The following is a 7,421-nucleotide window of genomic DNA, read 5'->3' as shown; positions in this document are numbered from 1 at the left end:
CGCGAAATCTACCGACGCCTCGAAACCCCGCCCTCAGAGCTTGACGCAGCATAGGAGCGTCCAACCGGAGCGCAGGGCCCGCAACACCGGGCTGCGTGGCGCACCGGCGGGCACCCGCCCTGCTCAGGTCGCGGGGCGTAGGCCGGCGAGGGTGAGGGTGACGAGCCGGGCCACAGCGTCCGCGCCGTCCAGCGCCGTCGCGGCGGCGAGGGCGTGCAGGCAGTAGGCGGCGAGCTCGTCGGTGGGAATGTCATCGCGCACGTCACCGGCCGCGACTGCCTCGGTGAGCAGGCCCCGGACGAACGCGCGTAGGTGCTGGTGGGCCTCGGCAACGTGCGACCCGCCGTGCAGCATCGCGGCCAGGTCCCCGCCGTGGCGGTGCGCGGACATCCTCGCGTACGCGTCGAGCACCGCGCGCAGCCGCGCCGCCGGGTCGCCGACGCTGTCGCGCACCTCGGACAGGTGAACCAGGTGGCGGGTGACCTGACGTTCGTGCCAGGCCAGCAGGATCGCCGAGACGTCGGGGAAGTACTTGTACAAGGTGGCCCGGCCGATGCCGGTGGTCTCGGCGATGCGCGACATGGTCACCGCGGTGAGCCCATGCTCGGCCACCAAGGCCGCCGCGGCGTCCAGCGTGGCGTCGCGCACCGCGGCGCGGTGCGCCTCGATGGTGTCGTTCCACAACCGCGGCACTCCAGCAGCATACATACCGGCACTGCCGCGACACCATGGCTTGACATAGACACTCTGTCTCGATAAAGCTGGTGCGGTCCGTCCAACCGCACGGCAGCTGGGAGAAGCAGATGGCGGGTCATCCGCGCGAGCCGGAGCCGGGAACCGGTGTGCCGCGCTGGGTCAAGATCCTCGGGATCGTCGCGCTCGTGCTGCTGGTGATCTTCGTGATCGCACAGGTGACCGGCGTCGCTGGCGAGCACCGACCGGGCCGGCACCTGCCCGGCGGCCATGGGATCTCGGCCCCGCCGGCCATCGGCCGCCCAGTTCCCGGCCACTGGTAATGGTGCTGGCGCCCGCGGCGCGTAAGACGGCGCTCACCGTGCACGTCACGACCTCGGTGGGCTGGCTCGGCGCGGTCGTGGTGTTCATCGTCCTGGCGGTGGCCGCCGTGCGCAGCCGCGACGCGGCGGTGGTGGAAGCCGGGTATGTCGCGATGGACTTGGCGGCCCGGTACGCCATCGTCCCACTCGCGGTGGCGTCGCTGATCAGCGGTGTCGTGTCGTCGCTGGGCACGTCGTGGGGTTTGGTGCGGCACTGGTGGGTCCTGGTGAAGTTCTTGCTGATCGTGGTGGCCACCGTGGTGCTGCTGCTGCAACTGGCCCCGATCAGTGTTCTCGCTGACACCGCGGCCGGCGCCGGCCTGATGAGCGGCCAGTGGCGCGAGGCGCGGATCTCGCTGATCGTCCACGCCACCGGCGGGCTGCTGGTCCTGCTCGCCGCGACCGTCCTGGCCGTCTACAAGCCGCGCGGCATGACCCGGTACGGCGCACGTCGCCGGCCGCAGCGCGTCAATCCCGCGCCGTAGCGGGCCGTCGGCCGACCCGTGGCGGGCGGCCTGGCCTTTACCGAGGTGATCCTCTGGGAGCAGCGCCGTCCGGGATCTCGCCGGTCTCGTAGACATCCTTACGGAGCGAGGCGTTGAGCCACATTGGTGATGTCGAAAGCTGAGGCGGTGCCAGTAACGGTGGTACCCAGCTTCTGGGCCAGCTCGTCCTGGCTCTGAATCTGGCCCTGCAGGCTCTGCAATGGCTCGGCCGACGTTCCTCGTTGCGGCCTACAGACGGTCTAGGATCTTCTGCAGGGTCTGCACCTCAGCAGCCTGGTCCGTGGCGATCTTCGCAGCGAGAGCCTTGGCGTCGTTGTTGGCGCCGTTAGCCTGCTCGGTCTTGGCCATCTCGATCGCGCCGTTGTGGTGGGCGATCATCATCTGGGCGAACATGCGGTCGAAGTCGGTGCCCTTGGCCATCATGAGCGCGTTCATCTCCCGCTCGGAGCTCATCCCCGGCATCCCGGACGGGCCGGGCGTGGGCGACGAGCCCATGCCGTGCATGTTGTGGCCGCTAGGGGCAGGGGTCGGCTTGCCCCACGCTGTCAGCCAGCCGCTCATCGTGGCGATCTCAGGGTCCTGCGCGGCCTTGATCTTCGCCGCGAGGTCCTTCAGTTCGGGGTCGTTCGCGCGGGTGGGTGCCAGGTCGGCCATCTCGACCGCCTGCTGGTGGTGCGGGATCATCATCTGGGCGAACATGACGTCCGCGTCGTTGAAGGTGGGGGTGGCGGTCGCCGAGGAGCTGACCGCCGGGCTGGCGTTTCCGTGGTCCATGCCTGCCACGTCGTTGCCGTCGCTGCAGGCGGCGGTCATCAGCAGGGCGGACAGAGCGACGCCGGTCATCAGGGCACGGCGCAGCACGATGGTGCGCTTCATAGTGAAGGAATGCCTTTCGGATTGAGGTTGAGGAAGGAGAACGTCGAGCGGGACCGGTCTGCCCGCCCGGACGACTCCTACATTCGCAACACCGACACGGCGGCCATCCGGAGTCCGAGCCGCCGAACGGGCGGCCCACGCCCGGAGGCCAGCGCACGGCCAGCCGGGCGGAGGCGAAGGAGATCGCCGCGCGCGTGACCACGCGTCACTGCCGCCCAGAGAACCAGTCCGAGAGCACCCAGCACGGCGAGACAGACAGCGAACAGTCCGCCGCCCATCCCGCCCCCGGTTGTCGCATCGATGATTCGCCCAGTCGCCGGCTGGTGGGCGGTTTCATGCTTGGCATCGGTGACCACCATCAGCGCGGCGCGCTCCGCTGTCGCGGGGTGATCACCGGAGCCGCGGTGGCCGGCGTCGCCAGCGTGACCGAAGGTGTGCATCCCCACGACGCCGAAGGCGAGGACAACGAGCAGCACCAACCGTGGCAGGCTCAGGTGCCCTGTCACGCGCCTCGCCGCCATTGTCCCGTTCACACCATTCCATGGTATTAGATCAGCTTTGAGTATGTACTGCCGCACCGCGTGGACGACTACCGACACCCACATGGGCGACCGCAACAGCACCCGTCCCACCCGCCGTTCGCCACGAGGTCACGGAGTGAGGTTCGGGATGTCGAACCATGGGAAGGTTGCGCAACACCGTGCTGTAGCAAGAAGAACCCGATGTAGGCCGGAGATAGGCCACGAACGGCACCGCGATCACCGCTGCCAGGAGATGGCGGGCGGCCTGGACGATCCCCGTGCAGCAATAGAACACGCGTGTGCCGCCGCAGCCCGGACCGTTGATGCCGGTGGCGGCGTGCCACAGGCGGGACCCGGTGGGATCGGCGATCCGGTCGGCGGGGTTGACGCGCAGCACCAAGCCCGCTGCCGCGGCCAGCGCGACGGCCCGGCCGAGTTCCCTCGGCCGGGCCGTCCGCCGCGTCACCGCGGTTCGGGCGCCAGGCGGACCCGACGCAGCAGTTGCGCGTTGAGCGCCACCACGATGGTGGAGGCGGACATCAGCACCGCGCCGACGGCCGGGCTGAGCGTCACTCCCGCCCAGGCCAGGGCGCCGGCGGCGAGGGGGATCGCCACCACGTTGTAGCCGGCGGCCCAGGCAAGGTTCTGGATCATCTTGCGGTAGGACGCCCGGGACAACCGGATCACACCGGTGACACCCCGCGGGTCGGAGGAGGCCAGGATGACTCCGGCCGACTCGATCGCCACGTCGGTGCCGGCGCCGATGGCCAGTCCCACGTCGGCGCGGGCCAGGGCGGGAGCGTCGTTGACGCCGTCACCGACCATCGCCACGGTGAGTCCCCGCGCTTGCAGGTCGGCGACCGCACGGTCCTTGTCGGCTGGCAGGACCTCGGCAAAGACCTCGTCGACTCCCGGCCGGAAACCGAGGTCTGCGGCGACCGCTTCGGCGACCGGCCGAGCGTCTCCGGTGATCATCACGATCTTCTTGACGCCCTGCTCGCGGAGCTCGGCGATGGCCTGACGCGCCTCCGGGCGGACCTCGTCCTCGAGGGCGAACGCGCCCACCACCTCGGCACCGCCGGCTTGCGCCAGTCGGATCAGGTGCAGCACCGCCGCGCCGCGACGGGACCAGCCCTCGGCGGTCGCGGCCAGCTCGTCGGGCACGGTGGCATCGAGCTCGCGGAGCAGCGCGGGGCCGCCGACGGCGTACGTGGTGCCGTCCACCGCGGCCTGGACACCGCGGCCGGTCAACGACCGGAAGTCGCGGGCAACCGACCGAAGTCCGCGCTCCCGCGCGACCGTGACCAGAGCCCGTGCCAGGGGATGCTCGCTGTCGGCCTCGACCGCCCCGGCGATGCGCAGCACCTCGTCCTCGCCGACGCCGCCAGCGGCGGCGGTCGCGGTGACGGTGTGTGCACCCTTGGTCAGGGTGCCGGTCTTGTCGAACAGCACCGCGTCGACGGTACGCATCCGCTCCAGCGCCAGCCGGTCCTTGACCAGGATCCCGGCCTTCGCCGACACGGCGGTCGACAGGGCGATCACCAGCGGGATGGCCAGGCCGAGGGCGTGGGGGCAGGCGATCACCAGCACCGTCACGGTCCGGACCACGGACTGGTCGAGGTCGCCGAGCGCCCACCAGGCCACGAAGGTGACCAGCGCGGCGGCGGTGGCGACGTAGAACAGCAGGGCGGCGAACCGGTCGGCGAGGACCTGGGCGCGTCCGCTGGAGGCCTGCGCCTGGGCGACGAGCCGGCCAATGCCGGCCAGGGCGGTGTCCTCACCGACGGCGTCGACCCGTACCCGCAGCGCGGAGTCGGTGGCCACCGTGCCGGCCACCACCCGGTCTCCGACGCCACGCGGTACCGGGCGGGACTCCCCGGTGATCATGGACTCGTCCAGCTCGGCGGCGCCGTCGATGATCCGGCCGTCGGCCGGCACGCGGCCACCGGAGCGCACCAGCATCACGTCGCCGACGCGCAGTTCGGCGACCGGGACCCGCTGTACCGTTCCGTCCTCGCCCACCCGCTCGGCGTCGTCGGGTAGCAGCGCGGCCAGCGCGGCGAGGGCGCCCTGCGCCTGACCGATGGCCTTCATCTCCTGCCAGTGTCCGAGCAGCATGATGGTGACCAGCGCGGCCAGTTCCCACCAGAAGTCCAGGTCGAACGCCCCGAGGCTGGTCGCCAGGGATGCTACATAGGCGACCACGATCGCCATTGAGATCAGCAGCATCATGCCGGGTGCGCGGTCGCGGACCTCTCGGAGGCCACCGACGAGGAACGGCCAGCCGCCGTAGAAGAAGACCACCGATCCCAGAACGGGGCCGACCCAGCTCATGGCGGGGAACTCGAGGGAGTAGCCGAACCAGTCCATCACCATGTGGCTGGTGGCGACGATCGGCACGGTCAGCGCCAAGCTGAGCCAGAACTTGCGCCGGAACATCTCCGGGTCGTGGCTCGCGTGCTTGTCGTGCCCGCCACCGTGAGCGCCGTGCGCTCCGTGACCATGCTGCGCCGGCCCGCGGTGCTGATCCGGATGGTGATTCGGCGCTCGCCGCCCCGGCAGATGGTCCTGATGTTGCCCCGCCATCGACGGCGCCCCGCGGTGTGCGTGCCCCGCCGTGCCGAGCGTGGCGGTCGCCGTCTCGTGGCCGTTGTGTTCGTGTGTCATGCCGTCCACCTCCGCAATCAACTTATACCCCTGGGGGGTATAAGACAATGGTGGCGCCTGACACCTCCGCCACACCAGGCCATGCCGCCACTGGCGTTACCCGGTACCCCCGAGGGGTAGGGGCCTTCGGCCCCTGGTGAGGGGCAATCCTTCCGTGGCCGCCGCGTCCACACAGGGCATGGTCGGTGGTAGGAACGCGGAAAGGAGATAGTGATGAGCCGCCAACATCTACCGCTGTACGCCACCAGCATGTTCCACCCGATGCACGTGCACGGGCACACCTTCGCAGTGGCCGGCGGGGGCGCCCGCAAGGACACCGTCATCGTCACGCCGCGGCAGACCGTCGCGGTGGACCTCGACGCCGACAACCCGGGCCAGTGGTTGACCCACTGCCACAACATCTACCACGCCGAGACCGGCATGATGATCAACCTCGCCTACCAGGCCTGATTAGCCACCAAGCGACCAGCACACCGACCGCTGACTGCGGCGGCCGTCGGCCGGGCCTTTGGCCTGGCCGTCTCGCCGCACGTAGGTCACGGCCGGCGTGCCGAGGCCACGAACAGTGGAAGCGCCAGGAACAGCCCATCATTCGCGGCTCGGCGCCGCTGGTCGGTAACCCACGCGTCGGCCTGGTCACCGGTCACGGCGCCGGTCGTCCTCGCTGCATCGGCGAACCCGGCGAGCACGGGAAGCATCGCCGCGTCGGTGAAGACACCGGTGCGGACCTCCACGTCCGGCCGGAGGAAGCCGGCCTCCATCAGCAGGTTGCGGTATCGGCGGGCGGCTCGGGGCGCGGGAATGGTGTCGGCGCGGGCGTGGACGATGGTCCGGGTGAGGGCGGGGTCGTCGGAGTCGATGACGATGGTGTCCCAGTCCTGGCCGATCAGGACGATGCGGCTGCCGGGGGCGAGCACCCGCCGCGCTTCGGCGAGGGCGCGCGAGGGGTCGTCCAGTTCGTGGAGGACCTTGTCCGCCCGGTACCCGTTGACCGATCCGTCGGGCAGCGGCAGCTGGTAGGCGTCACCGAGGCGTAGATCTGCCTGGCGCAGCCGGGCGCGGGCGACCGCGATCATCCGTTCGTCGCGGTCGACGCCGATCGGTCGCATACCCCGGGCGGCGAGTTCCGCCACCGCACGGCCCGTCCCGCAGCCGACGTCGACCACCGCGCACGACGCGGTCAGCTGCAGCAGGTCGTAGGAGCGGGCGCGTAGGGCGGCGGCAGCGGGGAGAGCGTCGGCGGCGTCGAGCAACCGGATCAGGCGGTCGGTTCCGGAGGCCGGCTGGGCGGTGTTGTGCTGCATTGACATGCTGATCAGCCTGCGACTTAATGTCGACATGACGTCAAGCGGCGGCGCGTCGGGGATGAGCATCGGGGAGGCCGCCGGCCGGTTCGGCCTGCCCACCCACGTGCTGCGGCACTGGGAGTCCGTCGGGCTGCTCGTGCCTGACCGGACCCCCAGCCGGGCGCAGACGCTACGGGCTTGACCATCTGCACCGCATCGCCGCCATCCTCCGCGCGAAGGAAGCCGGGTTCCGGCTCGACGACGTACGCGAGATCATCGAGGCCGACGGCGCGACCAGACAGGACCGCATGCGCCGGCACCGCATCGACCTCGCCCAGCGGATCGCCCAGTCGCAGGCCTCGTTGCGACTGATCGACGCGGCGTTGACTTGCGAGCATGACGACTTCACCCGCTGTCCGGCCTTCCGCTCAACTTTGGCCGCCCTGGCCGGCGCTCCCGCTTCCGTTGGCGAGCCAGGACTGCACCACGCCTGCACGGCGTAGTCCGGCC

7 protein-coding genes and 2 pseudogenes are annotated in these 7,421 nt (G+C 70.5%); 4 read left to right on the top strand and 5 right to left on the bottom strand.

Annotated elements, in window-relative coordinates:
* Nucleotides 1-123: 123 nt before the first annotated feature.
* Nucleotides 124-693 (bottom strand): helix-turn-helix domain-containing protein, encoded by a 570-nt coding sequence (locus tag ACFOYX_RS34350; protein WP_322443834.1) that lies wholly within the window; start codon nucleotides 691-693, stop codon nucleotides 124-126.
* Between the two features lie 110 nt (nucleotides 694-803).
* On the opposite strand from ACFOYX_RS34350, the gene ACFOYX_RS34345 reads away from it, so the two are divergent.
* Together ACFOYX_RS34345 and ACFOYX_RS34340 are read left to right on the top strand one after the other, a co-directional pair.
* Nucleotides 804-1,016, top strand: coding sequence for a hypothetical protein (locus ACFOYX_RS34345; RefSeq protein ID WP_377534748.1), 213 nt, complete (start codon nucleotides 804-806; stop codon nucleotides 1,014-1,016).
* On the top strand, nucleotides 1,016-1,540 hold the full coding sequence (locus ACFOYX_RS34340; RefSeq protein ID WP_322475169.1) for a DUF2269 domain-containing protein: 525 nt from the start codon (nucleotides 1,016-1,018) through the stop codon (nucleotides 1,538-1,540). The genes ACFOYX_RS34345 and ACFOYX_RS34340 overlap by 1 nt, the downstream gene beginning before the upstream one ends.
* A gap of 249 nt (nucleotides 1,541-1,789) precedes the next feature.
* Here ACFOYX_RS34340 and ACFOYX_RS34335 read toward each other — a convergent pair whose 3' ends face one another.
* The 3 genes from ACFOYX_RS34335 to ACFOYX_RS34325 form a co-directional block, all read right to left on the bottom strand.
* On the bottom strand, nucleotides 1,790-2,437 hold the full coding sequence (locus tag ACFOYX_RS34335) for a DUF305 domain-containing protein (protein ID WP_322443831.1): 648 nt from the start codon (nucleotides 2,435-2,437) through the stop codon (nucleotides 1,790-1,792).
* Between the two features lie 77 nt (nucleotides 2,438-2,514).
* Nucleotides 2,515-2,916: a DUF6153 family protein gene (locus tag ACFOYX_RS34330; RefSeq protein WP_322443830.1), complete on the bottom strand. Its 402-nt coding sequence runs from the start codon at nucleotides 2,914-2,916 to the stop codon at nucleotides 2,515-2,517.
* 504 nt (nucleotides 2,917-3,420) lie between these two features.
* Nucleotides 3,421-5,397 carry a heavy metal translocating P-type ATPase gene (locus ACFOYX_RS34325; protein ID WP_322443829.1) on the bottom strand — a complete coding sequence of 659 codons (1,977 nt, stop codon included), beginning with the start codon at nucleotides 5,395-5,397 and terminating at the stop codon, nucleotides 3,421-3,423.
* A gap of 471 nt (nucleotides 5,398-5,868) precedes the next feature.
* Here ACFOYX_RS34325 and ACFOYX_RS34320 point away from each other — a divergent pair.
* A pseudogene (locus ACFOYX_RS34320) lies at nucleotides 5,869-6,075 on the top strand (multicopper oxidase domain-containing protein); the annotation flags it as partial.
* An 86-nt stretch (nucleotides 6,076-6,161) separates the two neighbouring features.
* Here the strand turns inward: ACFOYX_RS34320 and ACFOYX_RS34315 are convergent.
* The gene (locus ACFOYX_RS34315) at nucleotides 6,162-6,998 is read right to left on the bottom strand and encodes a methyltransferase domain-containing protein (RefSeq protein ID WP_322443828.1); all 837 of its coding nucleotides are present in this window, start codon (nucleotides 6,996-6,998) and stop codon (nucleotides 6,162-6,164) included.
* Here ACFOYX_RS34315 and ACFOYX_RS34310 point away from each other — a divergent pair.
* Nucleotides 6,934-7,414 (top strand): annotated as a pseudogene (locus tag ACFOYX_RS34310) (MerR family transcriptional regulator). The gene ACFOYX_RS34315 and the pseudogene ACFOYX_RS34310 overlap by 65 nt on opposite strands.
* The last annotated feature ends 7 nt before the right edge of the window (nucleotides 7,415-7,421 follow it).

It is taken from the genome of Micromonospora sp. GCM10011541, assembly GCF_042650725.1.
GTDB classification, from domain to species: domain Bacteria; phylum Actinomycetota; class Actinomycetes; order Mycobacteriales; family Micromonosporaceae; genus Micromonospora; species Micromonospora sicca.
This window is presented reverse-complemented; position numbering and strand designations above follow the sequence as displayed.